This window comes from Pseudomonas sp. URIL14HWK12:I6 (assembly GCF_000514195.1).
Lineage (GTDB): Bacteria > Pseudomonadota > Gammaproteobacteria > Pseudomonadales > Pseudomonadaceae > Aquipseudomonas > Aquipseudomonas putida_A.
The window spans coordinates 26,133-52,300 of sequence record NZ_AZVL01000009.1 but is presented as its reverse complement, the minus strand read 5'-3'; the positions used below and the strand labels follow the sequence as shown (position 1 = coordinate 52,300).

Sequence of the window (26,168 nt, the reverse complement as noted above, 5' to 3'; positions counted from 1 at the left end):
ACCCAAGCTTGACCGGCCGGACAAACGCGCCAGGCCGCGCCGACCAATGGCGACATGATTTTTCCGAAGATTGCCTGCCTGCAAATCGCTACACTGCGCCAATGTCGCGTGCCGGACGCACGTGCGAGTCAACAGTTCAGCGGGATGCAGGAGATGGGTGTGCTCAAGAAACTGGGAATCAAAGGTCGCGTGTTGTTGCTGACCCTGTTGCCCACCAGCCTGATGGCGTTGGTGCTCGGTGGCTATTTCACCTGGATGCAACAGTCCGATTTGCAGACCCAATTGATGCAGCGCGGTGAAATGATCGCCGAACAACTGGCGCCGCTGGTGGCGCCCGCCATGGGCCACGGCAACACCGATCTGCTCGAACGCATCGCCACCCAGTCCCTCGAACAACCTGACGTGCGCGCCGTCACCTTCCTCGCCCCCGACCGCACACCGCTGGCGCACGCCGGCCCGACCATGCTCAATCAGGCGCCCAGCGGTGACAGTGCACAACTGCAACGGCGCAGCGGCAATGACGCCACCCGTTACCTGATGCCGGTGTTCGGCAAGCATCGCAACCTCGCTGGTGATCTGATCCCCGAAGAATCCGACCGTCTGCTCGGCTGGGTCGAACTGGAGCTGTCGCACAACGGCATGCTGCTGCGCGGTTATCGCAGCCTGTTTGCCAGCCTGCTGCTGATCGCCGCCGGTCTGGCGGGCGCGGCCCTGCTCGCGTTGCGCATGGGCCGCACCATCAACCGCCCGCTGAGCCAGATCAAACAGGCGGTTGCCCAGCTCAAGGACGGTCATCTGGAAACCCGCCTGCCACCGCTCGGCAGTCAGGAACTGGACGAGCTCGCCTCGGGCATCAACCGCATGGCCGGCACCTTGCAGAACGCTCGCGAAGAACTGCAGCACAGCGTCGATCAGGCCACCGAAGACGTGCGGCAGAATCTGGAAACCATCGAGATCCAGAACATCGAACTGGACCTGGCGCGCAAAGAAGCACTGGAGGCGAGCCGGATCAAATCCGAGTTCCTCGCCAACATGAGCCATGAGATCCGCACGCCGCTCAACGGCATTCTCGGTTTCACGCATCTGTTGCAGAAAAGCGAACTGACCCCGCGCCAGCTCGACTATCTGGGCACCATCGAAAAGTCCGCCGACAGCCTGCTGGGGATCATCAACGAGATTCTCGATTTCTCGAAGATCGAGGCCGGCAAACTGGTGCTCGACCACATCCCGTTCAACCTGCGCGATCTGCTGCAGGACACCCTGACCATCCTGGCCCCGGCCGCCCACGCCAAGCAATTGGAGCTGGTGAGTCTGGTCTATCGCGATACGCCGCTGTCACTGGTCGGCGACCCGCTGCGCCTCAAGCAGATCCTCACCAACCTGGTCAGCAACGCGATCAAATTCACCCGCGAAGGCACCATCGTCGCCCGCGCCATGCTTGAAGAAGAACACGAAGACAGCGTGCAGTTGCGCATCAGCATTCAGGACACCGGCATCGGCCTGTCGAGTCAGGACGTGCGCGCGTTGTTCCAGGCATTCAGTCAGGCCGACAACTCGCTGTCGCGCCAACCCGGCGGTACCGGTCTGGGTCTGGTGATCTCCAAGCGTCTGATCGAACAGATGGGTGGCGAAATCGGCGTCGACAGCACCCCGGGCGAAGGCTCGGAATTCTGGATCAGCCTGAGCCTGCCGAAAACCCGCGACGACAGCGAAGACCTGCCGGGCCCGCCACTGCTCGGGCGTCGCGTGGCGGTGCTGGAAAATCACGAACTGGCACGTCAGGCGCTGCAGCATCAACTGGAAGACTGCGGCCTCGACGTCACGCCGTTCAATACGCTGGAGAGCCTGACCAACGGCGTCACTGGCGCACACCAGACCGATCAGGCGATCGACCTTGCGGTGCTCGGCATCACCAGCAACGATATGCTCCCGGAGCGCCTGAACCAGCACATCTGGGATCTCGAACACCTCGGTTGCAAAGTGCTGGTGCTGTGCCCGACCACCGAACAGACGCTGTTCCATCTCTCGGTGCCCAACCCGCACAGCCAGCTGCAAGCCAAACCAGCCTGCACGCGCAAACTGCGTCGAGCGTTGGCCGATCTGGCCAATCCACGCCAGCCGCGTAACGAGCCGGGTGAGCCGCTGTCGAGCCGTGCACCGAAAGTGCTGTGCGTCGACGACAACCCGGCCAACCTGTTGCTGGTGCAGACCCTGCTCGAAGACATGGGCGCCAAGGTTCTGGCCGTGGAAAGCGGCTACGCAGCAGTCAAAGCGGTGCAGAGCGAGTCCTTCGATCTGGTGCTGATGGATGTACAGATGCCGGGCATGGACGGACGCCAGACCACCGAAACCATTCGCCAGTGGGAAAGCGAACGGCATAGCACACCGCTGCCGATCGTCGCCCTCACCGCCCACGCCATGGCCAACGAAAAACGCGCCTTGCTGCAAAGCGGCATGGATGACTATCTGACCAAGCCGATCAGCGAGCGGCAACTGGCGCAAGTGGTGCTGAAGTGGACCGGTCTGGCCTTGCGCAATCAAGGAACGGAACGGGCCAGCGACAGCGCGGCGGGTGGCAATGAGTTGCCGGTGCTCGACCACGAAGAAGGCTTGCGTCTGGCCGCCGGCAAGGCCGATCTGGCAGCCGACATGCTGGCCATGTTGCTCGCCTCGCTGGAGGCTGACCGCGAAGCCATTCGTGCCGCCAGTGAAGCCCGCGATCAGAACGCACTGATCGAGCGCGTGCATCGCCTGCACGGTGCGACCCGATATTGTGGCGTGCCGCAGTTACGCGCGGCCTGTCAGCGCAGTGAAACCCTGCTCAAACAGGGCGATCCGAAGGCAGTGGTGGCGCTGGAAGAACTGGAGCGGGCGATCAATCGACTCGCGACGCAAGCCAGGATCAGCGCCTGATCCACGGCAATGCCGGCAGCGGCATCCGCCGTTAAAGTGGTGGCCGTCAACGCTGACTCGCCACCCCGTTCCAGGAGGAATTCATGCGCACGCTCGTTTTCAGCAGCCAGACCTACGACCGCGACAGTTTCCTCGGCGCCGCCTGCCCGGCCGGGATAGAACTGCACTTTCAACCGGCCCGGCTCAGTCTCGACACCGCCGCCCTGGCCGAGCAGCATGAGGTGGTCTGCGCCTTCATCAATGACGATCTCAGTGCGCCGGTGCTGGAGCGCCTCGCCGCCGGTGGCACACAGCTGATCGCCCTGCGCTCGGCGGGCTACAACCATGTCGATCTGCTCGCGGCAAAACGCCTCGGGCTGGCCGTGGTGCGGGTACCTGCCTACTCGCCACATGCGGTGGCCGAACACGCGGTGGCGCTGATTCTGGCACTCAACCGACGCCTGCACCGCGCCTACAACCGCACCCGCGAAGGCGATTTCACGCTGCACGGCCTGACGGGTTTCGATCTGGTGGGCAAGACCGTGGGGATTGTCGGCACCGGGCAGATCGGCGCGACGTTCGCGAAAATCATGCACGGTTTCGGTTGCCAATTGCTGGCCTACGACCCGTACCCAAACCCTGAGGTCGTGGCGCTGGGCGCACGTTACCTGAGTCTGCCGGAGCTGCTCGCGCAGTCACGAATCATCAGCCTGCACTGCCCACTCAACGCCCAGAGCAAACACTTGATCAACCGCGAGTCACTGGCACACCTGCAACCGGGGGCGATGTTGATCAACACCGGACGCGGCGGCCTGGTCGACACGCCGGCGCTGATCGACGCCTTGAAGGACGGCCAACTGGGCTATCTGGGACTGGATGTGTATGAAGAAGAGGCGCAGCTGTTTTTCGAGGATCGCAGCGACTTGCCGTTGCAGGACGACGTATTGGCGCGGCTGCTGACCTTCCCGAACGTGATCATCACCGCCCATCAGGCGTTTCTGACCCATGAGGCGCTGGGCGCGATTGCCGCGACCACCCTGCACAACATCGCGACCTGGGCCGCAGGCGCGCCGCAGAACCAGGTCGAAGGTTGAAGGCTTGCCGGTTTACTTCGGCGACAGCGACGAGGCCAGGATCAGCAACGCCAGCCAGCCAAAACCGAAAAAGCGCTGCTTCATCGAATGACCGTTACGCAGCAGGAACCAGACGAAGACTATCGGTAGCAGGAACACCATGATCTTCAACCAGCCTTCCACCGGCCGCGAACCGTCGGCGTTGGGCTGAAGTTGAGGTGCGGGTTCCCGTTGCCGACGGCGACGACCGACCGCCGCCGGTGAAACGCGCGGCGCGGGCTCAGGGGCTGCTGGCGGGATAAACGCCTCGGGCACGGATTTGTTGCGCGGCAGGCTGCCAAATGAAATCGTCGCGGCGGCGGCTTGCGCCGGTGTGTGCTCGTGCTGCTGCGCCATCGGAGCACCACAATGAATGCACGCCTTTGCTTCCGAGCTGATGCTCCGCTTGCATTCATAACATTCGATCAGCGCCATGTTCCGTTCCCTCAGAGTGAAGGGCGGCAGTTTGCCATGAGCGCCGGACGATTTGAACCGGATCGAAGGTCGCACGTGTACGCCATCCTGCAATCCAGCCCGTGCTAGCATGTCGCGCAGATTTGGAGGACCCATGGTCGAACACGATTTCCGCTACACCCTGATGAACCCGCAACACACCCTCACCGAATGCCGCGCCCTCGTACCGGGCCGCTATCAGGTCACCGGCAACGGTGGCTCGATCCGCAACGGTGACGTCCTGTTGGTCACCCTCAAAGGCAGCAAGGATTTGTCCATGCGCCTGACCGTCGACACCGTGCGCCACCTGATCAATCCGCCGGGCCAATGGACCGCGATGACCACCGGCCCGGTATTCGGCGAACTGGCGATCCACACCTGGCAGGTCAACTGCGACAGCTGCGCCAAAGAGCTGAACTTCGAGTTCGCGGTGGACGCCAAGCTGGGCAAGACCGCCGAGAAACCGGCCGCCACGGCGCGCATCGCCGAGCTGGGCTGGAAAGCCGTCGGCGACAAGCACCTGTGCCCGAAATGCCAGGAGCCTGCGTGATGAAACGCCTTGCCCTGCCGCTGCTGGTCGGTGCCGCTCTGGTGGGCTGCGCCGCAGAGCCTGTGCAATTGCAGCAGAACCGCAGCTACATTCTGGAGTGGATCGGCGAGCGGCCATTGATGGATTACAGCCATCTGACCGTGACCCTTGGTGACGATGGCCGCGCATATGGCAACGGCGGTTGCAACCACTGGTTCGCGCCGTACACCCTCGACGGCGACAAGCTGAGCTTCGGCCCGATCGGCAAGACCCGCAAACTCTGCGCGCCGGCGCTGATGGAGCAGGAACAACGCTTCCTGCAGGCGCTGCAAGGCGTTGAGCGCTGGGACATCTCGCCGATCGAGCAGATGCGCTTCTGGCCGGCCGAAGGCAAGCCGTTGCGTTGGTGGCTGGAAGAGGGTTAACCCCCTCCTGCTGCTGAGACTACCCTGTGGCGAGGGGATTTATCCCCGATGGGTCGCGGAGCGACCCCCTTCGGAGGTTGAGGATAAACCGGGTTTTCGGGTTTCAGGGCTGCTGCGCAGCCCATCGGGGCGGTGCGACGTTTCGCTAAATCCCCTCACCACAAAACCTCACTTGCCCTACTTGGTAGCCTGCAACGCCTCCAGCTTGGCCATCACCCCCGCCGCCGTCTGCTCGCCCATCAACTGCTCACGCACCTTTCCCTTGTTGTCGATGATGTAAGTCACCGGCAAGGCCTCACTGCGCGGCAGGTCGAACAGGTCCGCCGGATCCTGCGCCAGCACGGTGAATTTGATGCCCAGTTTCTCGCTGGCGCTCTTCAGGTCTTCACCCTGGACGTTGTCGAAGTTGACCCCGAACACACCCACGTTCTTGCTCTTGAGTTCGTCAGCCAAATGATTGAGCTCCGGAATTTCCGTGCGGCACGGGCCGCACCATTCGGCCCAGTAATTGATGACTACCCATTGCTTGTCCAGACGTTCGGACGCGACCTTCTGACCATTCTGGTCAATGCCGTAGTCATTGCCGCAGCCCCCCAGCATCAACGCCCCGATTATCGTCAATGCCGCTGCCAATCGCCGTGTCATGTCATGTTCCCTGGTCAAAAATTGAAGGCGCCTGCGACCCATCGCCTCTGAAGGTTCTGGATTGCGCGCTGCACAGTTAGAATAGCCGCCACTTTACGCCAGAAGCGACCCGCCATGACCGATCTGACGCTTTATCACAATCCGCGCTGCTCGAAATCCCGCGGCGCGCTGGAACTACTTGAGGCCCGTGGCCTGACCCCGAACGTGGTGCGTTACCTCGAAACCCCGCTGAATGCGGTGCAAATCAAGGCACTGCTCGGCAAGCTCAGGATCAGCGCGCGTCAGTTGCTGCGCAGCGGAGAAGATGAATACAAAATGCTTCAGCTGGCTGACGAAAGCCTCAGCGAAGCGCAATTGATCGACGCCATCGCCCAGCATCCAAAACTGATGGAACGACCGATTCTCGAAGTCGGCGACAAGGCTGTGATCGGCCGTCCGCCGGAAAATGTGCTGGAGCTGCTGCCGTGAGCGCGCCGTACATTCTGGTTCTGTATTACAGCCGCAACGGTTCGACCAACGAGATGGCCCGGCAGATTGCCCGCGGTGTCGAACAGGCCGGCCTCGAAGCGCGCCTGCGGACCGTGCCGGCAATCTCAACCGAGTGTGAGGCGGTCGCCCCGGACATCCCGGAAGACGGTGCGCTCTACGCCACCCTCGATGACCTGAAGAACTGCGCCGGCCTCGCCCTTGGCAGCCCGACGCGCTTCGGCAACATGGCCGCGCCGCTGAAGTACTTCCTCGACGGCACCAGCAACCTGTGGCTGACCGGCGCACTGGTCGGCAAACCGGCCGGCGTGTTCACCTCCACTGCCAGCCTGCACGGCGGTCAGGAAACCACCCTGCTGTCGATGATGCTGCCGCTGTTGCACCACGGCATGCTGATCACCGGCCTGCCGTACAGCGAGTCGGCGCTGCTGGAAACCCAGGGCGGCGGCACGCCGTATGGCGCCAGTCATCACGCCGGCGCCGATGGCAAGAAAGGTCTCGATCAGCACGAGATGGCACTGTGTCGCGCACTCGGCGCACGCCTGGCCAAGACCGCGCAAAAACTGGAGGGCTGAGGGTGGCGAAGAAGCCGAAAGTCCTGCCCTCCGTCGAGTGGCTTGAACCCCGCGTCAAGGCGATGCGGGTCGTCAGCCTGTTGTGCTTCTTCGGCCTCGCCGGGCTGCTCGCCGCTTACTACCTGGTGTTCGCCGACCTGCACGGCGCCCGACCGTGGGTGATCCTGCTGGTCGAGCTGATCCCGTGGCTGATCCTCGCGCCGGGGATGCTGATGGGCAACGCGCGTGCGCACTCGTGGATGTGTTTTGTGGTGAATCTGTATTTCATCAAGGGCGCGCTGGCAGCGTATGACCCGAACCGGCAACTGTTCGGCGTGCTGGAGATGGCCGCGAGCCTGGCGCTGTTCTGCTCGGCGCTGCTGTATGTGCGGTGGCGGTATCAGTTGAATCGCAAGCTGGCGGGTGAAGGCGAGATCAGCGTCGCCTGATCTGACGCCTTCGCGAGCAGGCTCGCTCCCACATTTGAAATGTATTCCCTCTGTGGGAGCGGGCTTGCTCGCGAATGGGGCGACGCGGTCTTAATGGTTGACGGTGTACGCGAGCATCATCGAAATCTGGCTCATCGGCCGCCCGCCACTCTGTTCATGCCACTGATTGAACGCGTTCTGCACAATCGCCAGATCGCGCAGACTGGTCGGCACCTTGTCGACGATCTTCTGCGCATTCAGCGCGGCGACCACGTCATAGCTCGGCACGAAGGTGTCCTTGCCGACCATGCGCAGGAAGCGCGGCGCCGACAGCCCGCCCAACTGACTCCCGTGCTTTTTCAGGTAGGTCCACAGACCGACGATATCGGTCACCGGCCAGTCGGCGATCAGCGCGCCGAAACTGCCCTTGTCCTTTTCCACATCGAGGATGAACTGGGCATTGCGCGGCACGCTCTTGAGCTTGCCCAGGTGGCGGATGATGCGCGCGTCCTGCATCAGGCGTTCGAGGTGTTCGGCGCTCATCAGCACGACTTTTTCCGGGTCGAACCTGAAGAACACTTCTTCGAAGGCCGGCCACTTGGCGTCCACCAGGCTGTGCTTGAGACCAGCGCGAAACACGCGCAGGGCCATGGTCGAGAGGTAACGATCGTCGCTGATCTTGCGCAGTTGCGCGGGAGTCTTGGGAACGGGCAGATGGGCTTCCAGTTCAGCCGCCGAACCGAAGCGGTTCAGACAGTATTCGTGCAGCCACTTGTAATCGCGCATGCCCTCTCCTATTGAATAAAACGAAAAACCAATGTGGGAGCGGCCCCTGTGGTGAGGGGATTCATCCCCGATGGGCTGCGCAGCAGCCCCAGCTTTTCTGGGGGCGCTTCGCGCCCCATCGGGGATAAATCCCCTCACCACAGGGCTCACTCCCACAATGATTGTGCTTACAGATTGACGACGTTAACGAAGCGCGAAGCCGCCGTTTCGTCGATCTTCAGGCTGGTGAAGTCGAACAGGTTGCGGTCGGCCAGTTGCGACGGCACCACGTTCTGCAGACTGCGGAAGATGCTTTCAGTTCGGCCCGGAGTCTTGCGCTCCCAGTCCTGAAGCATTTCCTTGACCACCTGACGCTGCAGGTTTTCCTGCGAACCGCAGAGGTTGCACGGGATGATCGGGAATTCCTTGAAGTCCGAGTAGGCCTGGATGTCTTTCTCGTTGCAGTAGGCCAGCGGACGGATCACCACGTTGCGCCCGTCGTCGGCGCGCAACTTCGGCGGCATCGCCTTGAGGGTGCCGTTGAAGAACATGTTGAGGAAGAACGTCTCGACGATGTCGTCACGGTGGTGACCGAGGGCCATTTTGGTCGCGCCGATTTCGTCGGCAAAGGTGTACAGCGTGCCGCGACGCAGGCGCGAGCACAGCGAGCAGGTGGTCTTGCCTTCCGGCACCAGCTCCTTGACCACCGAATAGGTGTCCTTCTCGACGATGTGGTACTCGACGCCCAGCTCTTTCAGGTAGGCCGGCAGTACGTGCTCGGGGAAGCCCGGCTGCTTCTGGTCCATGTTCACCGCGACGATCTCGAACTTGATCGGTGCAACCTTCTGCAGGTGCAGCAGCACGTCGAGCATGGTGTAGCTGTCCTTGCCCCCGGACAGGCAGACCATGACCTTGTCGCCGTCTTCGATCATGTTGAAATCGGCGACCGCTTCGCCGGCCAGGCGGCGCAGGCGCTTTTGCAGTTTGTTCTGGTTGACCGTAAGAGTGCCCATGACGCGAAATCCGTGAGGTGTGACGAAAGGCGGGCATTTTACGCAAAAACCCACCAGCGGCGAAGCGTCCTGACGGACGCACCCTGTAGGAGCTGCCGAAGGCTGCGATCTTTTGATTGTAAAAAATCAGGATCAAAAGATCGCAGCCTCGTTTCACTCGTCAGCTCCTACAGGGATCAATACAAGAGCAGACGGCGATTACGCTCCGTGTTTACAGCGCAATTTGCTCTAAGCCCCTAGTCCCTGTGCGGTTAAGTCCTTTCTATACTGCGACATAAGGTCGCACACAATCTGAAGACCTGAATTTGCTCGGCCACCTTGGCCCGTAGGCGCTCCGCTGGGGGGCGATGGCAATAACAAGAGGAGTGACTGGCATGATCCATCACGTAGTGGGACTTTTTACCCACCCCGATCAGGAATGGAAGGAAATCCGTGGCGACCAAGAGGAAAGCATCAGCCACATGTACCTGACGCACACGCTGATCCTGGCGGCGATTCCGGCGGTTTCGGCGTTTATCGGCACCACTCAGGTCGGCTGGGTGATCGGCAACCGCGCACCGGTGATGCTGACCTTCGAAAGCGCACTGTGGATGACCATCATGTCGTACCTGGCGATGCTCGGCGGGGTCGCGGTGATGGGCGCCTTCGTGCACTGGATGGCCCGCACCTATGACGCCAATCCGAGTCTGGCCCGTTGCGTGGCCTTCGCCACCTACACCGCGACACCTTTGTTCGTCGGCGGATTGGCGGCGCTGTATCCACACATGTGGCTGGGAATGATCGTCGGCACGGCGGCCATCTGCTACACGGTGTATCTGCTGTACGTGGGGCTGCCGACGTTCATGAACATTCCGTCGGACGAAGGCTTCCTGTTTTCCAGCTCGGTGCTGGCGGTGGGTCTGGTGGTGCTGGTGGCCATCATGGCGTTCACCGTGATTGTCTGGGGCCTCGGCGTGGGGCCGGTGTATACCAACTGACAAGCTTCACCCCCGAGAAAAACAAGATCTGCCAATACAGGCCGCCGCAAGGCGGCCTTCTCGTTTGGCGGATGACCATTCGGCAGGTCAGCGATTCGCAAGTCAGGAACGTTGCGGCATACTCGACGCCTCTGGAGATCCATCAAGCATGCCCGAGCAACTCAATACCCGCGTCGAAGACTGTTACCAACTCGCTGAAGCCTTTTTCAAACGTCATTTCCAACGCCCCGTCGTCAGCCTCAAGCTGCGCGGGCAAAAAGCCGGTGTCGCGCATCTGCACGAGAACCTGCTGCGCTTCAACCCGCAGCTGTACCGGGAAAACACCGAACACTTCCTCAAGCAGACCGTGGCCCACGAAGTCGCGCACCTGATCGCCCACCAACTGTTCGGCGACCGCATCCAGCCCCACGGCGAGGAGTGGCAACTGATCATGCGCGGGGTTTACGAACTGCCGCCGGATCGCTGCCACACCTACGCAATCAAACGCCGCAGCGTGACCCGCTACATCTACAAATGCCCGTGCGCCGACAGTGATTTTCCGTTTTCGGCGCAGCGTCATAGCCTGGTGCGCCAAGGGCGACGGTATTTGTGCCGTAGATGCCGCAACACTTTGGTGTTCAGTGGTGAGATGCGGGTGGAATAGCCGATTTTTGTATTGCCCCAACTGGCCCCTTCGCGAGCAGGCTCGCTCCCACAAGGGGAACGCATTTCAAATGTGGGAGCGAGCCTGCTCGCGAAGAGGCCGGTACAGACGCTAGAGAATTACCTTGGCCGCCCGCAATTGAGCAATCCGCTCAGCACCAAACCCCAACTCCCCCAACACCTGCTCCGTATGCTGTCCCAACCCCGCCCCAACATGCCGCGGCGCCGGCAGCGTTTCGGAGAATTTCAGCGGACAGGCAATCTGCGCCTGGGTTGTACCGTCGCCACGCGGCACCTGGGTCACCAGCTCCCGCGCCTGCAACTGCGGATGTTGCACCGCCTCGCTCAGGTTCAAGACCGGTTCGACGCAGGCATCGACTCCGGCGAACAATTCACACAACTCGGCAAAGTCGTGCTTCTCGAATTCAACTTTCAGCGCATCCTTCAATAACCGTTGCTGCTCGGGTTTCGGCGACAAGCCCTGCGCCGCCAGCTCCGGCCGGCCCAGCGCTTGACACAGTTGCTGCATGAACCCCGGTTCAAGACTGCCCACCGACAGCCAGCGCCCGTCGCGCGAGCGGTAGTAGTCATAAAAGCTGCCGCCATTGAGCATCTGCTCTTCCCAATGCGGTTCGTCGCCACAGGCCAGATAGCCAGCGCCAGCCATGGCGTTCAGGCTGAAGGCGCAATCAGTCATGCTCACATCCAGATGCGTGCCCTGCCCGGTCTGCTGCCGGGCGATGACCGCCGCCAGCAGGCCGATCACCCCATGCAGCGAACCACCCGCGATATCCGCCACCTGCATGCCCAGTGGCAACGGCCCGCTGTCGGCGCGGCCGGTGTAACTGGACAGACCGGCCAGGGCGAGGTAGTTGATGTCATGCCCGGCGCGATCCTTGTACGGCCCGGTCTGGCCATAGCCGGTGATCGACACGTAAATCAGCTTCGGGTTGATCGCCTTCAGCGCCTCATAACCCAGACCCAGACGCTCCATTACACCGGGGCGGAACTGCTCGAGGACGATGTCGTAGTCGGCCAGCAACTGCCTGACCACCTCCAGCGCCTCAGGCTGTTTGAGATCCAGCGCCAGACTGCGCTTGTTGCGATTGAGGTAAGCGTGGCTGGCTGACACACCTTGATCATGCGGCGGCAACACCCGCAGCAGGTCCATGCGCGTTGGCGATTCGATGCGCAGCACTTCGGCGCCCATGTCCGCCAGCAACAGCGAGGCGAACGGCCCCGGCAGCAGGGTCGAGAAATCCAGAATCTTCAGTGAGGCCAGCGGCGCGGACATGGGCGAACTCCTTGGGCGATGCACTCAGCCTAGGCAGCGATGCCGCGCACGGCAATCACCGGATGCATCAGCGGCAGTGACCGTAATGCTCAAATCGCAGGCAATAAAAAACCCCTGTAGCGAGGGGATTCATCCCCGATGGACTGCGCAGCAGTCCCCTTCTATCTAAGAAGGGGGCCGCTTCGCGACCCATCGGGGATGAATCCCCTCACCACAAGGGCTCTCAGACTCCAGCATTACACTGGAGCCAATTCAGATTACTTGACGTTGCTCGGAGTAGCACCTTCAGCCACACCCAGGTCATCTTCCGGACGGGTGTCAGCAATACCGCGACCACCCGACGCCAGCTCGGATTGCAGCACGTCGGTGTCCAGCTCTTTCACCCACTTGGCAACCACGATGGTCGCTACAGCGTTGCCGACCAGGTTGGTCAGGGCGCGGGCTTCGGACATGAAGCGGTCGATACCGAGGATCAGCGCCAGACCGGCCACCGGCAAGTGACCGACTGCCGACAGGGTGGCGGCCAGCACGATGAAGCCCGAACCGGTCACACCGGCGGCGCCTTTCGAGGACAGCAGCAACACCACCAGCAGGGTGATCTGATGGGTGATGTCCATGTGCGTGTCGGTGGCCTGAGCAATGAATACTGCAGCCATGGTCAGGTAGATCGCAGTACCGTCGAGGTTGAACGAGTAACCGGTCGGGATCACCAGACCCACGACGGATTTCTTCGCGCCCAGACGCTCCATCTTGATCAGCATGCGTGGCAGTACCGATTCCGAGGACGAGGTACCGAGTACGATCAGCAGTTCTTCACGGATGTAGCGGATCATCTTCAGCACGCTGAAGCCGTGCATGCGGGCGATGGCACCCAGCACGATCAGGATGAAGGCCAGGCAGGTGATGTAGAAGCAGGCCATCAGTTGACCCAACTGCACCAGCGAGCCGACACCGTAAGCACCGATGGTGAACGCCATCGCGCCGAAGGCACCGATTGGCGCGAGCTTCATGATCATGTTGATGATGTTGAACATCACGTGGGCGAAGCGATCGATGAAGTCAAGGATCGGGCGGCCGTAGTCACCCAGGCGATGCAGGGCGAAACCGAAGATCACCGAGAACATCAGCACTTGCAGGATGTCACCGGTGGCGAACGCGCCGACGATGGTGGTCGGGATCACGTTGAGCAGGAAGCCGACTACGCTCTGGTCTGCGCCTTGCTGCACGTAAGTCGCGACTTTCGAGGCGTCGAGGGTGCTGACGTCGATGTGCATGCCGTTGCCCGGCTGCACGATGTTGACCACGATCAGGCCCACCAGCAGGGCGATGGTCGAAACGATTTCGAAGTACAGAAGTGCGTAACCGCCGGTCTTGCCGACCGACTTCATGCTTTGCATGCCAGCGATGCCGCTGACCACGGTGCAGAAGATGATCGGGGCGATGATCATTTTGATCAGCTTGATGAATCCGTCACCCAGTGGCTTTACCGCCACACCGAACTGCGGGTAGTAGTGACCAAGGGCAATACCGATGATGATCGCGACGATCACCTGGAAATACAGGGATTTGTACAGTGGCTGACGAGTCGTCATTGCAAGTGTCCTCAAGCGTCCCGCGGGCAACATCCATCTGTTGGGCGCAGAACCTGAATTGCGAACCCTCCTGCACTGGAGGGATTTGTTGTTGGAGCGGCGCTATTCCCGCGGAATAGACGCACACTTCTGTCGCTCTTATCGCAAACGCCGTGCCACTTTGGTGCAATTCGCTGCAAGCCTTTTGATATCAGGGGATGCAGAGTATTTTTTGTCACTGCCCGGTGACGCCAGTGTGGCGGATTTCCGCCAAGTCAGCGGATCTCGTCCTACAATTTGGCGGAAATCCGCCTTGTTGCCCTGCGCATGCCCCGGCTACCATCCGGCGTCTGAGGAAGGATCTGCCGCTTATGCGCGAACGTACCATCGCCAGTCATTTCGCCCGCGCCGCCCTTGGTGGCGCACGCCGTTCGGGGTTCGACTATGCGCCGCTGCTGCAGCAACTGGGCATCAGTCCCGAATTGCTCGATGAACCTCGGGCGCGCATCGCCCCGGAGCAATTCACCCAACTGATCCAGAGCCTGTGGCTGGCGCTGGATGACGAATACCTGGGCTTTGGCACCGCGCCGAGCAAGCCCGGCAGCTTCGCGATGATGTGCCACGCGCTGATCCACTGCCGCAATCTGGAGAAGGCACTGCAACGCGGTTTATTGTTTTATAGCCTATTCCCCGAGGCTCCGCGCCTGAGCCTGAGCCGCGAAGACGAATGGGTGCGCCTGAGCCTTGATGACTCGCAGTTATGGGACCCGGATCACTTTCTCAGCGAGAGCCTGCTGGTGATCTGGCATCGCCTCGGCAGTTGGCTGATCGGCCAGCGGATTCGTCTGGAGCAGGCCACCTTCAGTTATCCGAAACCGGCGCACGGTGCCGAGTACGACCTGCTGTTCCCTTGCCCGCTGGTGTTTTGCGCCCAGCAGAGCAGCCTGCTGTTTCACAGTCGCTATCTGCACATGCCGCTGTTGCAGGACGAACGCACCCTCAAGCACTTTCTCGAACGCTCACCCGCCGACCTGCTGTCGCGCCCGGACGACGGCGACAGCCTCAGCAGTCGCCTGCGCCGCTTGCTCAGCCGCGACAGTGCGCACTGGCCGGACCTCGAAGCGGTGGCCGCGCAGCTGCACATCAGCCCGCAAACCCTGCGTCGGCATTTGCGTGAGGAAGGCAGCAGTTTTCAGGAATTGAAGGATCAGTTGCGCCGCGACATCGCGATCTATCATCTGGGACGGGCGGATCTGTCGTTGCAACAGATTGCCGAGCAGTTGGGTTTTTCCGAACCGTCGGCGTTTCACCGGGCGTTCAAGAAATGGACGGGGCTGACACCGGGGGCGTATCGGGCGCAGGAGCAGTGATCTGTTCGCCGTCTGTGACGCCTTGACTGGCCTCATCGCTGGCAAGCCAGCTCCCACAGGTTTTGATGTCGTTCAAGGAGTTTGTATACGACTCGGACACTGTGGGAGCTGGCTTGCCAGCGATGGCGCCCGAAAGGCACCGACTAAACCGCAGGAAACTGAATCCTGAACGCCGCCCCGCCCATCGGCGAATCCCCGAGCATCAGCTTGGCGTTGTAGCTCTCGATGATGTCCTTGACCACCGCCAGCCCGATGCCCTGCCCCGGATGCTGGCGATCCAGTCGTTCGCCGCGCTCAAGGATCCGCGCGCGCTGATTCGGTGGCACACCGGGGCCGTCGTCTTCGATGCACAACTCGATGCCGGCGAGGGTCTCGCGCACGCTGATGCGCACTTCGCCCAGGCACAGGCGATAGGCGTTTTCCAGCAGGTTGCCCATCATCTCCAACAGCGCGCCCTGTTCGATCGGCACGTAGCAGTGCTCCGGCAGATCAAACGCCACCCGCACGTGTTTGTCGCGGTAGACCTTGTCCAGCGTGTCGCACAGGCTTTTGAGCACCGGTTGCAGCCGCACCTGATGGCGCACCAAGCCGCTCTTGCGCAGGCTGGCGCGCTGCAGTTGATAGCTGATCTGCTGACTCATGCGCTCGATCTGGGTTTGCAGCACCCAGGCCTGATCGCGATCTTCCGGGCGTTGGGCCATGTCTTCACTGACCCCTTGCAGTACCGCCAACGGGGTTTTCAGGCTGTGCGCCAGATCATCGAGGGAGTCACGGTAGCGGCTGCGCTGCTGGCGCTCACTGTGCAGCAAACGGTTGAGCGAGCCGGTCAGGCGCAGCAGTTCGCGTGGGTGCTGTTCGGTGAGGCTTTCACGAGTGCCGCTTTCGATCTCGTCGAGTTCCTGACTGAGCCGACGCAGCGCCTTGAGACCCCAGGTCAGGCCGATCCACAACAGCGCCAGCAGCACCAGCAATGCGGCGCCGAAGCCCAGGTAGAGATTTTCGCGCAGGCCTTCGAGGGTATTTTCGTATTCGCGCACCGGTTGCAGAGCGACGATGCTGAACGCGGCACTTTTACCGCCGAGCAGTTTGACTTCGACGTCGTAGACGAAGAACTCCTGGCCATTGCTCTCGCGGATCCGCGCGAACTCGTTGCCCATGCCGTCGTAACGCGGCTTGTAGTTGATCTGCTCTTCCTGCGTGCCTTTCGAGCGCCAGACCAGTTTGCCTTCGCGGTCGTAGATGTAGCCGAGCAGGCGGTTGTCGGTGAGGTTGAAGCGCTCATCCGGCAGCTGCGCCGGCATCACCAGATGGCCACTGTCGACGCGTGCCGCCGAGATCAGCGTGGTGACGTCCGAGGCCAGGCGTTGCTCGATCGAGTCCTGCAACGCCAGGCTGAACGCGCCCTGCATGGCCGGCAGCAAGCCGAGCATGAACAACACCGCCAACGTGGTGGCGGCGAGCATCAAGCGAACGCGAAGAGAACGAATCAAGTGCAGCGCTCATTGAACAGGTAGCCGAGACCGCGCACGGTGTCGATCGGCTTGAACCCGCCCGGTCCTTCGAGCTTGCGGCGCAGACGGCCGACCAGCACTTCGATCACGTTCGGATCGCGCTCGTCGTCATCCGGATAGAGCTGCTCCATCAGGCGATCCTTGGGCACCACTTGCTGGTGGTGGCGCATCAGGTATTCGAGGATGCGGTATTCGTAGGCGGTCAGTGCCAGCGGCTCTTCATCCAGCGACGCCTGCTTGCGATTGAGATCAAGCAACAACGGCCCGGCGACGATGGTCGACTGGGTGAAGCCGCTGGAGCGACGCAGCAAGGCATTCAGGCGCGCGTCGAGTTCCTCGAACTGGAACGGCTTGACCACGTAGTCGTCGGCACCGGCGGCGAGGCCTTCGACCTTGTCCTGCCAATTGCCGCGCGCGGTGAGGATCAGGATCGGAAAGGTCTTGCCGCTCGAGCGCAACTGCCGGATCAGGTCCAGACCGCCCATGCCCGGCAGCCCGAGGTCAATCACCGCCAGATCGAAGTTGAACTGCCCGGTCTGGTACAGCGCCTCTTCGGCATTGGCCACGGACTCGACCACGTGACCGCTCTCCGTCAGGCGGGTTTGCAGGTGATGGCGCAACAGCGCTTCATCTTCGACGACCAACAGTTTCATAACGCTCTCCCGGGTAAATCAAAAACTCCAACAACGCACCTGTGGGAGCGGGCTTGCTCGCGAAGGCGATGTATCAGCCAACATTGTTGTCGACTGATAGACCGCTTTCGCGAGCAAGCTCGCTCCCACAGGGTCTAGAACGAACCGCGCTTTAGAAAGCGTAGTTCGCCGACAGGTAAGTCTGGGCGCTGCTGGTCAAGTCCAGCGAGCCTTGCTTGCTGCCACCGCTTTCTTTCATTTCAGTGCTGGCGTTGCTCATCAGGTAACGGTAACCGAGTTCCACCGAAACGTTCTGCGCCACTTGTTGCAGCACACCGAACTGGCCACCGACGGCGTAACCGATGTCGCTGTCACGGCTATAGCCCGGCGAGTCCTGAGTCAGCTTGGTCAAACCGGCCGTTGCACCACCGAACAGTTTGGTGCTGCCGCCCACTGGATAGAACAGATCGTAGCTGCCCAGCAGGTTTTCCTGGCGCAGTTTAATGCCATTGTGCGAACCGGACACGTTGTCGTAGGTCGCGTAGTAACGACCTTGCGAGTTTTGCTGACCGAGGCGCACGCCGTAGGTGTTGTTGCCGTCGATTGCGCCGCTGGCGTCAGGGTGGCCAAGGTTGTCGTTCAGCGCGTGGGATTTTTTAACCTTGTCACTGGTCTGGCCAAAGGTCAGGCCGGCGAAGTTGCTGGTGTCATCGGCATGTGCCGCAAGGCTGGAGCCCAACAAGGTAAAAGCCAGCAGCAGTTTGTTTAGACGATTCATCGCGTTTCCTCTTTCACAGTGCTGTTTGGGTATGGCGCAAGGTTACTGACCCGCCCCTGTACCTGCCCTGAACACTCTCTGAACCTGCGCTGAATCAAATCGACTAGGCTGTCCTGACCACTTTCGATAAGGAGACCGACCATGCGCCTGTTCCTCGCCCTCGTCTTGCTCGCCGCCAGCAATCTGGCCAACGCCGCGATCAAGACTCAGGAGATTCCCTACCAGAGTGCCGACGGCACCAAGCTGATCGGCTACTACGCCTATGACGACGCGATCAAGGGCAAACGCCCGGGAGTCGTCGTGGTGCATGAATGGTGGGGCCTTAACGATTACGCCAAACGTCGCGCCCGCGACCTCGCCGAACTGGGCTACAGCGCGCTGGCGATCGACATGTATGGCGAAGGCAAGAACACTGAGCACCCGAAAGATGCGATGGCGTTCATGCAAGCCGCGACCCGGGATGCCGCGGCCTCCAGCAAACGTTTCGAGGCCGGGTTGAACCTGCTGAAAAAGCAGCCGCAGACCGACGTCAATAAAATCGCCGCCATCGGTTACTGCTTCGGCGGTGGCGTGGTGCTCAACGCCGCGCGTCAGGGCGAGCCGCTGGCGGGCGTGGTGAGTTTCCACGGTGCGCTGGCGACCACCACCCCGGCGACGCCCGGCGGTGTGAAGGCGAAGATTCTGGTCGAGCATGGTGCGCTGGACAGCATGGTCACTCCAGACAACGTCACCGCATTCAAATCCGAGATGGACAAGGCCGGCGCCGACTACACATTCGTCAGCCTCGACGGCGCCAAGCATGGCTTCACCAATCCGGATGCCGATCGCTTGAGCCACGGCGATCACGGCGGCCCGGATATCGGCTACAACAAGGCGGCCGATGAAAAATCCTGGGCGGACATGAAGGCGTTCTTCCAGAAAATCTTTGGCTGATCAGATAGATTGCAGCGCGGCCTTCGCGAGCAGGCGCGCTCCCACATGGGAATGCGTTCCAAATGTGGGAGCGCGCCTGCTCGCGAAAGCCGCACCGCCGATCTCGACCTTGCCCCTGCGAATCGGCAAAATGGCCGCCATGAATTCCAGCCCGCCCCTCCCCGCCTGCTGCACCCCGCTCGACGCCCATTGGCCGTTGCCCAACGTGTTGCCCGAGACCGTGCTGCTCAGTACCCGTTTCGACCCGAAGCAACTGCTGGGCGATGACTTCCAGCGCAGCGCCATCGAGCCGCCGCCGAGCATTCAGCGCTCGGTGGCCAAACGGCAGGCCGAGTTTCTTGCCGGACGAATCTGCGCCCGGGCCGCGCTGCAGCAACTGGAAGGCTCAAGCGTGATTCCGGCGATTGGCGAAGACCGCGCACCGGTGTGGCCGGCGCACATCTGCGGCTCGATCACTCACAGCACCGGACACGCGGCGGCGATTGTCGCCAACAAGCGGCACTGGCGCGGCTTGGGCATGGATCTGGAAAACCTGCTCGAGACCGAGCGCGCCGAACGCCTGGCCGGGGAGATTCTGACACCGCCGGAGCTGCAACGCATGGCCGCCGGTGCGCGGGAACAACTGGCGTTGTGCGTGACCCTGACGTTTTCGGTGAAAGAGAGCCTGTTCAAGGCGCTGTATCCGATTGTGCAGAAGCGCTTCTACTTCGAGCACGCCGAGGTGCTGGAGTGGACGGAGCAGGGTCAGGTCCGGTTGCGTTTGCTGACTGACTTGTCTGGCGAATGGCGTAATGGCACCGAGCTGGAGGCGCAATTTGGTGTGCAGGATGGGCAGTTGTTGAGTCTGGTCAGCATTCCGGCCTGAGGATTTTTCGGCGACTGTTGCACCGCCTTCGCGAGCAAGCCCGCTCCCACCCTTGAAATACATCCCCTGTGGGAGCGGGCTTGCTCGCGAAGGCGTCATTTCTGCTGACACAAACTCAACGGCGCTCCTGATTCCTTGGCCAGCTCAGACTGAAGCAAGCCCCACCCAGACTCTTGCTCTTGTTGATCAGCGCCCGACCGTCATGCCAGTGAATGATCCGCCGCACAATCGACAGCCCCAGCCCATGCCCACCAGAGGCCCGGGTGCGGCTGTCATCCAGACGCAGGAACGGCGTGAAGATCCGCTCCCACGCCGACTCCGGTACGCCCGGCCCGTCATCCTCGACATCGACCCGGCAGCGCAACTGCCCGACCTGATAACTCACCGTGACGTTAGAGCGTGCATGGCGCATCGCGTTGCTCACCAGATTCTGCAACGCCCGATGCAGGAAGCGCGGCTCGGCTTCGACCCAGGCGCCATCGTTGTCCGCCGCTGACAGGCACAACCCGCGCTGCACCGTGACCTCGGCACGCAACGGCGCCAGTTCTTCGATCACCTGATTGACCAGCGCATCGAGGTCGATGCGTTGAAAGGTCAGCGCTGGCGAACCCTGCTCCAGCCGCGCGTAAGTGAGCATTTCGTCCACCAGCTTATCGAGATCCTCGATGTCGTGATCCATGCCCTCGCGGTACTTCTCCAGCGCCTGCGGGGTGGTGGCCGAGCCGATCATCTCCAGACCGAAGCGCAGGCGCGCCACTGGCGTGCGTAGTTCGTGGGACACCGCGCGCACCAGCTCGCGCTGGATCGCCAGCAACTGCTGCAAGTGCTCGGCCATGCCGTTGAACGCTGCTGCCAGTCGCCCGACCGAGTCAGCTCCGCGGGCCGGCACGCGGGTTTCCAGGCTGCCCTTGGCGATGCGCGTGGCCGCGGCTTCGAGTCCGCGCAGACGTCGTTCGAGCTGACGCACCAGCAGATATACGATCAGACCGATCAAGGTCAGGCCCAGGGCAGCGATCAACACCAGCCATTGCGGCGGATACGGATTCATCTGATACAGCGGGCCGATCTCCAGCACCCACGGCGTGCCGACCATGCCGGCAAACACCCGGATCGAATCCCCGCCCTTGCCCAGCGCCATCACCGTATCGCCCTCGGACACGCGACGGCTCTGGTCTTCGTCCATGTCGGCTTCATTGACCGTGACCAGTCGCAGATCGAAACCGAAACCCTTCTCTTCCTTTAACTGCGCCAGTCGTTTGGGCTGTTCGCCGACCGGCACCCGTACCAGTTCATCGGCCAACAGATAAATAGTCGCGCGCGCCAGTTGCTCGCTGATCTGCTGCACGTCGCCGGTGAGCACCAATTGTTCTTTATCACTGACCAGTCTGTAGACTCGCGCCGCATGCGGGCCGGTCTGCTCCACCAAGGCCTGACCGCGCTGCACCCGGGCGCGCTGAGAGAGATCCAGATCGGTCTCGGAAAACTTCTTCAGTGCCAGCGGAATCCCCAGCAGACGCTCCCAGACCAGCAACGCCCGGTGGCGCTCGGTTTCGTTCATCGGTTGCAGGTTGTCGGCCATCAGCGAGAACGTGCCGTGGGCCAAGCGCTCGCGGTATTGCTCGCTGCGCACCTGATTGAGCAGGTGCAGTGCCAGCACACCGAGCACTGCCACCAGAATCAGCGCCGCGCACATGCCGCCATAGATACGCAGGAAGATCGAGTTCACAACGCCAGATCCACACACGCTTCAGGGACGAACAGATAGCCTTTGCTGCGGATGGTCTTGATCAGGCGCGGGTGATCCGGGTCGTCACCGATTTTCGGGCGGATGCGCGAGATGCGCACATCGATCGAGCGATCCTGGCCGTCATAGCCGATGCCGCGCAACGCAGTGAAGATTTCTTCGCGAGAGAGGATTCGCCCGGCGTTCGACACCAACAGCCAGAGCAGGTCGAATTCGGCGCTGGTCAGTTCGATGCCGCTGTCGCTGAGCCAGGCTTCACGCAAGGCGTTGTCCACCACCAGCGGGCCGAATTGCAGGCGACGGCTTTTTTCCACGATTGGCTCGGCTGTGTCGCTGCGTCGCAGCAAAGCCTGAATGCGCGCGAGCAACAGCCGTGGGCGCACCGGTTTGCATACGTAATCGTCAGCGCCGAGGTCGAGGCCTTGAATCTGGTCGGCGTCGTCAGTGCGCGCGGTGAGCATCAGGATCGGACCGTCGTAACGATCGCGCACCTTGCGGCAAATGCTCAGGCCGTCTTCACCGGGCAGCATCAGGTCGAGGATCACCAGGTCCGGCTGCTCCTTGATGATCCGCGCCGCCGCCAGCGCGCCGTTGCCTTCAATCTCAACGCGCAATCCATTGGCTTGCAGGTATTCGCGGGTGAGTTCGGCCAGACGCTGGTCGTCCTCGACTATCAATACCTGCCAGGCTTCTTGCTCCACCGGTGACCTCTGCTTGCTGTTGTTATTAATAAAGGAAGAACCGTACGACGCAGCACAATCCATGTGGGAGCGAGCCTGCTCGCGAATGCGTCGGCAGGTTCAGCATCAATGTTGGCTGATCCAACGCTTTCGCAAGCAGGCTCGCTCCCACAGTTGTAGATCCTCCCGTCTTTTTGTCATCTTTCGGGAGGATAAGAATGGGTAAACACCGCCCGATTGTATAAACGGCGTACAGCCAGAACACAAGTCGGCAAATGCGTTCGGACACGGCGGTTTTTTGTGGTAGGGTTCGCGCCCTTAAAATTCCGCTGAAGCGTTTTTCCCAAGTGAAAAACAGTGACAAACGGTCTAGCTCAGCAGGTTCGCGGCCTACACGCGAATCAGCCCTTTCGCACACAATTTACGCACAGGTTTATCCACAGGCTATACGTTGCAATACTCCCCCAAAACGCATTATCTTGTAGCCCGTGCGTAAAAAACCCCTACATGTAGGGTTTTTCGCAAAAAACCAAACACAAACCGGACAGTGAATTCAAGGCTTTTTATTGCCATTGTCGGGTTGAACCTAACGTATTTTCAGAAGCCCAAACCGCGCCTGCGGATGGCTACCGTTTTTCAGTCGACCACGACGATAACGGTACGGGTGTTGCAGTGACGAATCTGCTCCCCGAAAGGAATGCGGTCTCACGCGTATCGCGAGAACCGAAGACTTCGGCATGGAAGCGGCGCCCACAAGGCCCCCTTCCTGAACTGTCCCGAAGTCGTTATGCCCGGCGCGTGCCGGTTGTAGTGCTTCAGGACGGAACGGTGGGCACCTTGATGGTGCCCAAACAAACATAGAGAACGTGGAGACACCCATGCAAACCGACACAACTCGCGAGAACCCGCAGGGCACCTTGCCGCAGGCCGCCGATTCGAATTCGGATCTGGCCGCCACCGCGCCTGGTCAACTGCGCGTGATCAAGCGCAATGGCACTGTCGTTCCTTACACCGATGACAAGATCACCGTCGCTATCACCAAAGCGTTTCTCGCAGTTGAGGGCGGCACCGCTGCCGCTTCGTCGCGAATCCACGACACCGTTGCCCGCCTGACCGAACAAGTCACCGCGACCTTCAAGCGTCGCATGCCTTCGGGCGGCACCATCCACATCGAAGAAATCCAGGACCAGGTCGAACTGGCCCTGATGCGTGCCGGCGAGCAGAAAGTCGCTCGTGACTACGTGATCTACCGTGACGGCCGCTCGAAAGAACGCGCTGCCCACGCCCCGGTCGAAGCGGCAGTCAATGCGCACCCGTCGATCCGCATCACCCGTGCTGATGGCAGTCTCGCGCCGCTGGACATGGGCCGCCTGAACACCATCGTCACCGAAGCCTGCGAAGGCCTGGCTGAAGTCGACGGCGACCTGATCCAGCGCGAAACCCTGAAGAACCTGTACGACGGCGTGGCCCTGAACGACGTCAACACCGCACTGGTAATGACCGCGCGTACCCTGGTTGAACGTGAGCCGAACTACTCGTTCGTCACCGCCCGCCTGCTGATGGACACCCTGCGTGCCGAAGGCCTGGGCTTCCTCGAAGTGGCCGAAAGCGCCACTCACCACGAGATGGCCGACCTGTACGCCAAGGCGCTGCCGGCTTACATCGCCAAAGGTATCGAGTTCGAACTGCTGAACCCTGTGCTGGCCACCTTCGACCTGGAAAAACTGGGCAAGGCGATCAACCACGAGCGCGATCAGCAATTCACCTACCTGGGCCTGCAGACCCTGTACGACCGTTACTTCATCCACAAGGATGGCGTGCGTTTCGAACTGCCGCAGATCTTCTTCATGCGTGTGGCCATGGGCCTGGCGATCGAAGAGAAGCAGAAAGAAGACCGTGCGATCGAGTTCTACAACCTGCTGTCCTCGTTCGACTACATGGCTTCGACCCCGACTCTGTTCAACGCCGGCACCCTGCGTCCACAGCTGTCGAGCTGCTACCTGACCACCGTTCCGGACGACCTGTCGGGCATCTACCACGCGATCCACGACAACGCCATGTTGTCCAAATTCGCTGGCGGCCTGGGCAACGACTGGACCCCTGTGCGTGCCCTGGGTTCGTACATCAAAGGCACCAACGGCAAGTCGCAAGGCGTGGTTCCGTTCCTGAAAGTAGTGAACGACACCGCCGTAGCCGTTAACCAGGGTGGCAAGCGCAAAGGCGCTGTGTGTGCCTACCTGGAAACCTGGCACATGGACATCGAAGAGTTCATCGAACTGCGCAAGAACACCGGTGATGATCGTCGTCGTACCCACGACATGAACACCGCCAACTGGATCCCTGACCTGTTCATGAAGCGCGTCTTCGATGACGGCAAGTGGACCCTGTTCTCGCCATCCGAAGTTCCTGACCTGCACGACCTGACCGGTAAAGCCTTCGAAGAGCGTTACGAGTACTACGAAGCCCTGACCGAGTACCCGGGCAAGGTCAAGCTGTTCAAGACCATCCAGGCCAAAGACCTGTGGCGCAAAATGCTCTCCATGCTGTTCGAAACCGGCCACCCATGGCTGACTTTCAAAGACCCGTGCAACCTGCGTAGCCCGCAGCAGCACGTCGGCGTGGTTCACAGCTCGAACCTGTGCACCGAGATCACCTTGAACACCAACAAGGACGAGATCGCCGTTTGCAACCTGGGCTCGATCAACCTGCCGAACCACATCGTCGACGGCAAGCTGGACACCGCCAAGCTGCAACGCACCGTGAACACCGCCGTGCGCATGCTCGACAACGTGATCGACATCAACTACTACTCGGTGCCGCAAGCGAAGAACTCCAACTTCCGCCACCGTCCGGTCGGTCTGGGCATCATGGGCTTCCAGGACGCGCTGTACCTGCAGCACATCCCTTACGGTTCCGACGCTGCCGTCGAGTTCGCCGACAAGTCGATGGAAGCGGTCAGCTACTACGCGATCCAGGCGTCCTGCGACCTGGCAGACGAGCGTGGCGCGTACGAGACCTTCAACGGTTCGCTGTGGTCCAAAGGCATCCTGCCGCTGGATTCGCAACAGATCCTGATCGAACAACGCGGTCAGAAGTACATCGACGTTGACCTGAACGAAACCCTGGACTGGGCACCGGTTCGCGCCCGTGTACAGAAAGGCATTCGTAACTCCAACATCATGGCCATCGCACCGACCGCGACCATCGCCAACATCACCGGCGTATCGCAGTCGATCGAACCGACCTACCAGAACCTGTATGTGAAATCGAACCTGTCGGGCGAATTCACCGTGATCAACCCGTACCTGGTTCGCGACCTCAAGGCGCGCGGTCTGTGGGACTCGGTCATGATCAACGACCTGAAGTACTACGACGGTTCGGTTCAGCAGATCGAGCGCATCCCGCAAGAACTCAAAGAGCTCTACGCGACCGCGTTCGAAGTGGACACCAAGTGGATCGTTGACGCCGCCAGCCGTCGTCAGAAGTGGATCGACCAGGCCCAGTCGCTGAACCTGTACATCGCCGGCGCATCGGGCAAGAAGCTCGACGTGACCTACCGCATGGCCTGGTACCGTGGTCTGAAAACCACCTACTACCTCCGTGCCCTGGCTGCGACCAGCACCGAGAAGTCGACCATCAACACCGGCAAGCTGAACGCTGTTTCCAGCGGCGGCAACCACGGCGACGATTCGGTTCTGGCAGCTCCGGCAGGTCCGGCGCCAGTGCCAAAGGCTTGCGCGATCGACGAGCCGGATTGCGAAGCTTGCCAATAAGCTGAGCCGGGTCAGGCGTCGCGAGACGCCTGATTTCTCCAGGCAAAAGAACCCCCCCGACAGACTTCTGGTTTGTCGGGGGTTTTCTTTTGTCTG

Annotated in this window: 24 protein-coding genes; 13 read left to right on the top strand and 11 right to left on the bottom strand. The window is 61.2% G+C overall.

Annotated elements, in window-relative coordinates; translation table 11 throughout:
* Positions 1 to 159: 159 nt before the first annotated feature.
* A complete protein-coding gene (locus H043_RS0113505; protein ID WP_027612300.1) occupies positions 160 to 2,913 on the top strand; it encodes a response regulator in 2,754 nt (917 codons plus the stop codon).
* An 83-nt stretch (positions 2,914 to 2,996) separates the two neighbouring features.
* Entirely contained in the window at positions 2,997 to 3,986 is a 990-nt protein-coding gene (locus H043_RS0113500; RefSeq protein WP_027612299.1) for a 2-hydroxyacid dehydrogenase, read from the top strand.
* 12 nt (positions 3,987 to 3,998) lie between these two features.
* On the opposite strand, the gene H043_RS0113495 is transcribed toward H043_RS0113500, so the two are convergent.
* Positions 3,999 to 4,439: a hypothetical protein gene (locus tag H043_RS0113495; RefSeq protein WP_027612298.1), complete on the bottom strand. Its 441-nt coding sequence runs from the start codon at positions 4,437 to 4,439 to the stop codon at positions 3,999 to 4,001.
* A 133-nt stretch (positions 4,440 to 4,572) separates the two neighbouring features.
* On the opposite strand from H043_RS0113495, the gene H043_RS0113490 reads away from it, so the two are divergent.
* Both H043_RS0113490 and H043_RS0113485 read left to right on the top strand, forming a co-directional pair.
* On the top strand, positions 4,573 to 5,007 hold the full coding sequence (locus tag H043_RS0113490; protein ID WP_025112952.1) for a hypothetical protein: 435 nt from the start codon (positions 4,573 to 4,575) through the stop codon (positions 5,005 to 5,007).
* Positions 5,007 to 5,411, top strand: a complete 405-nt coding sequence (locus H043_RS0113485; RefSeq protein ID WP_007968709.1) for an META domain-containing protein — start codon at positions 5,007 to 5,009, stop codon at positions 5,409 to 5,411. Before H043_RS0113490 ends, H043_RS0113485 begins: the two co-directional genes overlap by 1 nt.
* A 177-nt stretch (positions 5,412 to 5,588) precedes the next feature.
* On the opposite strand, the gene H043_RS0113480 is transcribed toward H043_RS0113485, so the two are convergent.
* The gene (locus H043_RS0113480; RefSeq protein WP_027612297.1) at positions 5,589 to 6,056 is read right to left on the bottom strand and encodes a TlpA disulfide reductase family protein; all 468 of its coding nucleotides are present in this window, start codon (positions 6,054 to 6,056) and stop codon (positions 5,589 to 5,591) included.
* Positions 6,057 to 6,170: 114 nt separating this feature from the next.
* Here H043_RS0113480 and arsC point away from each other — a divergent pair, with 114 nt between their 5' ends.
* From arsC to H043_RS0113465, 3 genes are read left to right on the top strand one after another with little or no spacing between them, the layout of a single operon-like run.
* Positions 6,171 to 6,524: an arsenate reductase (glutaredoxin) gene (gene arsC, locus H043_RS0113475; RefSeq protein WP_027612296.1), complete on the top strand. Its 354-nt coding sequence runs from the start codon at positions 6,171 to 6,173 to the stop codon at positions 6,522 to 6,524.
* The gene (gene wrbA / locus H043_RS0113470) at positions 6,521 to 7,117 is read left to right on the top strand and encodes an NAD(P)H:quinone oxidoreductase (protein WP_027612295.1); all 597 of its coding nucleotides are present in this window, start codon (positions 6,521 to 6,523) and stop codon (positions 7,115 to 7,117) included. The genes arsC and wrbA overlap by 4 nt, the downstream gene beginning before the upstream one ends.
* A gap of 2 nt (positions 7,118 to 7,119) precedes the next feature.
* Positions 7,120 to 7,545, top strand: a complete 426-nt coding sequence (locus tag H043_RS0113465; RefSeq protein ID WP_027612294.1) for a DUF2069 domain-containing protein — start codon at positions 7,120 to 7,122, stop codon at positions 7,543 to 7,545.
* 90 nt (positions 7,546 to 7,635) lie between these two features.
* Here H043_RS0113465 and H043_RS0113460 read toward each other — a convergent pair whose 3' ends face one another.
* Together H043_RS0113460 and ttcA are read right to left on the bottom strand one after the other, a co-directional pair.
* Positions 7,636 to 8,310 (bottom strand): DNA-3-methyladenine glycosylase I, encoded by a 675-nt coding sequence (locus H043_RS0113460; protein WP_027612293.1) that lies wholly within the window; start codon positions 8,308 to 8,310, stop codon positions 7,636 to 7,638.
* Positions 8,311 to 8,477: 167 nt separating this feature from the next.
* The gene (gene ttcA / locus H043_RS0113455) at positions 8,478 to 9,302 is read right to left on the bottom strand and encodes a tRNA 2-thiocytidine(32) synthetase TtcA (protein ID WP_007968702.1); all 825 of its coding nucleotides are present in this window, start codon (positions 9,300 to 9,302) and stop codon (positions 8,478 to 8,480) included.
* Positions 9,303 to 9,676: 374 nt separating this feature from the next.
* Between ttcA and H043_RS0113450 the strand changes: the two genes are divergently transcribed.
* The gene (locus tag H043_RS0113450) at positions 9,677 to 10,279 is read left to right on the top strand and encodes a Yip1 family protein (protein ID WP_016773629.1); all 603 of its coding nucleotides are present in this window, start codon (positions 9,677 to 9,679) and stop codon (positions 10,277 to 10,279) included.
* Between the two features lie 148 nt (positions 10,280 to 10,427).
* On the top strand, positions 10,428 to 10,922 hold the full coding sequence (locus tag H043_RS0113445; RefSeq protein ID WP_003227192.1) for a SprT family zinc-dependent metalloprotease: 495 nt from the start codon (positions 10,428 to 10,430) through the stop codon (positions 10,920 to 10,922).
* A gap of 111 nt (positions 10,923 to 11,033) precedes the next feature.
* Here the strand turns inward: H043_RS0113445 and H043_RS0113440 are convergent, their stop codons facing one another.
* Complete coding sequence (locus H043_RS0113440; protein WP_027612292.1) at positions 11,034 to 12,215, bottom strand: CaiB/BaiF CoA-transferase family protein; 1,182 nt, start codon at positions 12,213 to 12,215, stop codon at positions 11,034 to 11,036.
* Positions 12,216 to 12,472: 257 nt separating this feature from the next.
* Positions 12,473 to 13,807, bottom strand: coding sequence for a dicarboxylate/amino acid:cation symporter (locus H043_RS0113435; RefSeq protein WP_027612291.1), 1,335 nt, complete (start codon positions 13,805 to 13,807; stop codon positions 12,473 to 12,475).
* A gap of 350 nt (positions 13,808 to 14,157) precedes the next feature.
* Here H043_RS0113435 and H043_RS0113430 point away from each other — a divergent pair, with 350 nt between their 5' ends.
* Complete coding sequence (locus H043_RS0113430) at positions 14,158 to 15,156, top strand: AraC family transcriptional regulator (protein WP_027612290.1); 999 nt, start codon at positions 14,158 to 14,160, stop codon at positions 15,154 to 15,156.
* Between the two features lie 143 nt (positions 15,157 to 15,299).
* On the opposite strand, the gene H043_RS0113425 is transcribed toward H043_RS0113430, so the two are convergent.
* From H043_RS0113425 to H043_RS0113415, 3 genes are all read right to left on the bottom strand, one after another.
* Positions 15,300 to 16,646 carry an ATP-binding protein gene (locus tag H043_RS0113425; RefSeq protein ID WP_027612289.1) on the bottom strand — a complete coding sequence of 449 codons (1,347 nt, stop codon included), beginning with the start codon at positions 16,644 to 16,646 and terminating at the stop codon, positions 15,300 to 15,302.
* Positions 16,643 to 17,320, bottom strand: a complete 678-nt coding sequence (locus H043_RS0113420) for a response regulator transcription factor (RefSeq protein ID WP_027612288.1) — start codon at positions 17,318 to 17,320, stop codon at positions 16,643 to 16,645. The genes H043_RS0113425 and H043_RS0113420 overlap by 4 nt, the downstream gene beginning before the upstream one ends.
* Before the next feature lie 151 nt (positions 17,321 to 17,471).
* Positions 17,472 to 18,077, bottom strand: a complete 606-nt coding sequence (locus H043_RS0113415) for a membrane protein (protein ID WP_027612287.1) — start codon at positions 18,075 to 18,077, stop codon at positions 17,472 to 17,474.
* A gap of 141 nt (positions 18,078 to 18,218) precedes the next feature.
* On the opposite strand from H043_RS0113415, the gene H043_RS0113405 reads away from it, so the two are divergent.
* Positions 18,219 to 19,010 carry a dienelactone hydrolase family protein gene (locus tag H043_RS0113405; protein WP_027612286.1) on the top strand — a complete coding sequence of 264 codons (792 nt, stop codon included), beginning with the start codon at positions 18,219 to 18,221 and terminating at the stop codon, positions 19,008 to 19,010.
* Positions 19,011 to 19,149: 139 nt separating this feature from the next.
* Positions 19,150 to 19,875 carry a 4'-phosphopantetheinyl transferase gene (locus H043_RS0113400; RefSeq protein ID WP_049827886.1) on the top strand — a complete coding sequence of 242 codons (726 nt, stop codon included), beginning with the start codon at positions 19,150 to 19,152 and terminating at the stop codon, positions 19,873 to 19,875.
* Positions 19,876 to 19,990: 115 nt separating this feature from the next.
* On the opposite strand, the gene H043_RS0113395 is transcribed toward H043_RS0113400, so the two are convergent.
* Complete coding sequence (locus tag H043_RS0113395; RefSeq protein ID WP_027612284.1) at positions 19,991 to 21,601, bottom strand: ATP-binding protein; 1,611 nt, start codon at positions 21,599 to 21,601, stop codon at positions 19,991 to 19,993.
* Positions 21,598 to 22,320 (bottom strand): response regulator, encoded by a 723-nt coding sequence (locus H043_RS0113390; RefSeq protein ID WP_027612283.1) that lies wholly within the window; start codon positions 22,318 to 22,320, stop codon positions 21,598 to 21,600. Before H043_RS0113390 ends, H043_RS0113395 begins: the two co-directional genes overlap by 4 nt.
* An 857-nt stretch (positions 22,321 to 23,177) precedes the next feature.
* Here H043_RS0113390 and H043_RS0113385 point away from each other — a divergent pair.
* The gene (locus tag H043_RS0113385) at positions 23,178 to 26,072 is read left to right on the top strand and encodes a ribonucleoside-diphosphate reductase subunit alpha (RefSeq protein ID WP_007968485.1); all 2,895 of its coding nucleotides are present in this window, start codon (positions 23,178 to 23,180) and stop codon (positions 26,070 to 26,072) included.
* Positions 26,073 to 26,168 lie beyond the last annotated feature (96 nt).

Coding starts and splice junctions, on each gene's coding strand:
- H043_RS0113430 (WP_027612290.1), top strand. CDS start 14,158: ATGCGCGAACGTACCATCGCCAGTCATTTCGCCCGCGCCGCCCTTGGT.
- H043_RS0113445 (WP_003227192.1), top strand. CDS start 10,428: ATGCCCGAGCAACTCAATACCCGCGTCGAAGACTGTTACCAACTCGCT.
- H043_RS0113480 (WP_027612297.1), bottom strand. CDS start 6,056: ATGACACGGCGATTGGCAGCGGCATTGACGATAATCGGGGCGTTGATG.
- H043_RS0113500 (WP_027612299.1), top strand. CDS start 2,997: ATGCGCACGCTCGTTTTCAGCAGCCAGACCTACGACCGCGACAGTTTC.
- H043_RS0113440 (WP_027612292.1), bottom strand. CDS start 12,215: ATGTCCGCGCCGCTGGCCTCACTGAAGATTCTGGATTTCTCGACCCTG.
- ttcA (WP_007968702.1), bottom strand. CDS start 9,302: ATGGGCACTCTTACGGTCAACCAGAACAAACTGCAAAAGCGCCTGCGC.
- H043_RS0113495 (WP_027612298.1), bottom strand. CDS start 4,439: ATGGCGCTGATCGAATGTTATGAATGCAAGCGGAGCATCAGCTCGGAA.
- arsC (WP_027612296.1), top strand. CDS start 6,171: ATGACCGATCTGACGCTTTATCACAATCCGCGCTGCTCGAAATCCCGC.
- H043_RS0113420 (WP_027612288.1), bottom strand. CDS start 17,320: ATGAAACTGTTGGTCGTCGAAGATGAAGCGCTGTTGCGCCATCACCTG.
- H043_RS0113460 (WP_027612293.1), bottom strand. CDS start 8,310: ATGCGCGATTACAAGTGGCTGCACGAATACTGTCTGAACCGCTTCGGT.
- H043_RS0113490 (WP_025112952.1), top strand. CDS start 4,573: ATGGTCGAACACGATTTCCGCTACACCCTGATGAACCCGCAACACACC.
- H043_RS0113400 (WP_049827886.1), top strand. CDS start 19,150: ATGAATTCCAGCCCGCCCCTCCCCGCCTGCTGCACCCCGCTCGACGCC.
- H043_RS0113450 (WP_016773629.1), top strand. CDS start 9,677: ATGATCCATCACGTAGTGGGACTTTTTACCCACCCCGATCAGGAATGG.
- H043_RS0113435 (WP_027612291.1), bottom strand. CDS start 13,807: ATGACGACTCGTCAGCCACTGTACAAATCCCTGTATTTCCAGGTGATC.
- H043_RS0113415 (WP_027612287.1), bottom strand. CDS start 18,077: ATGAATCGTCTAAACAAACTGCTGCTGGCTTTTACCTTGTTGGGCTCC.
- H043_RS0113385 (WP_007968485.1), top strand. CDS start 23,178: ATGCAAACCGACACAACTCGCGAGAACCCGCAGGGCACCTTGCCGCAG.
- H043_RS0113485 (WP_007968709.1), top strand. CDS start 5,007: ATGAAACGCCTTGCCCTGCCGCTGCTGGTCGGTGCCGCTCTGGTGGGC.
- H043_RS0113405 (WP_027612286.1), top strand. CDS start 18,219: ATGCGCCTGTTCCTCGCCCTCGTCTTGCTCGCCGCCAGCAATCTGGCC.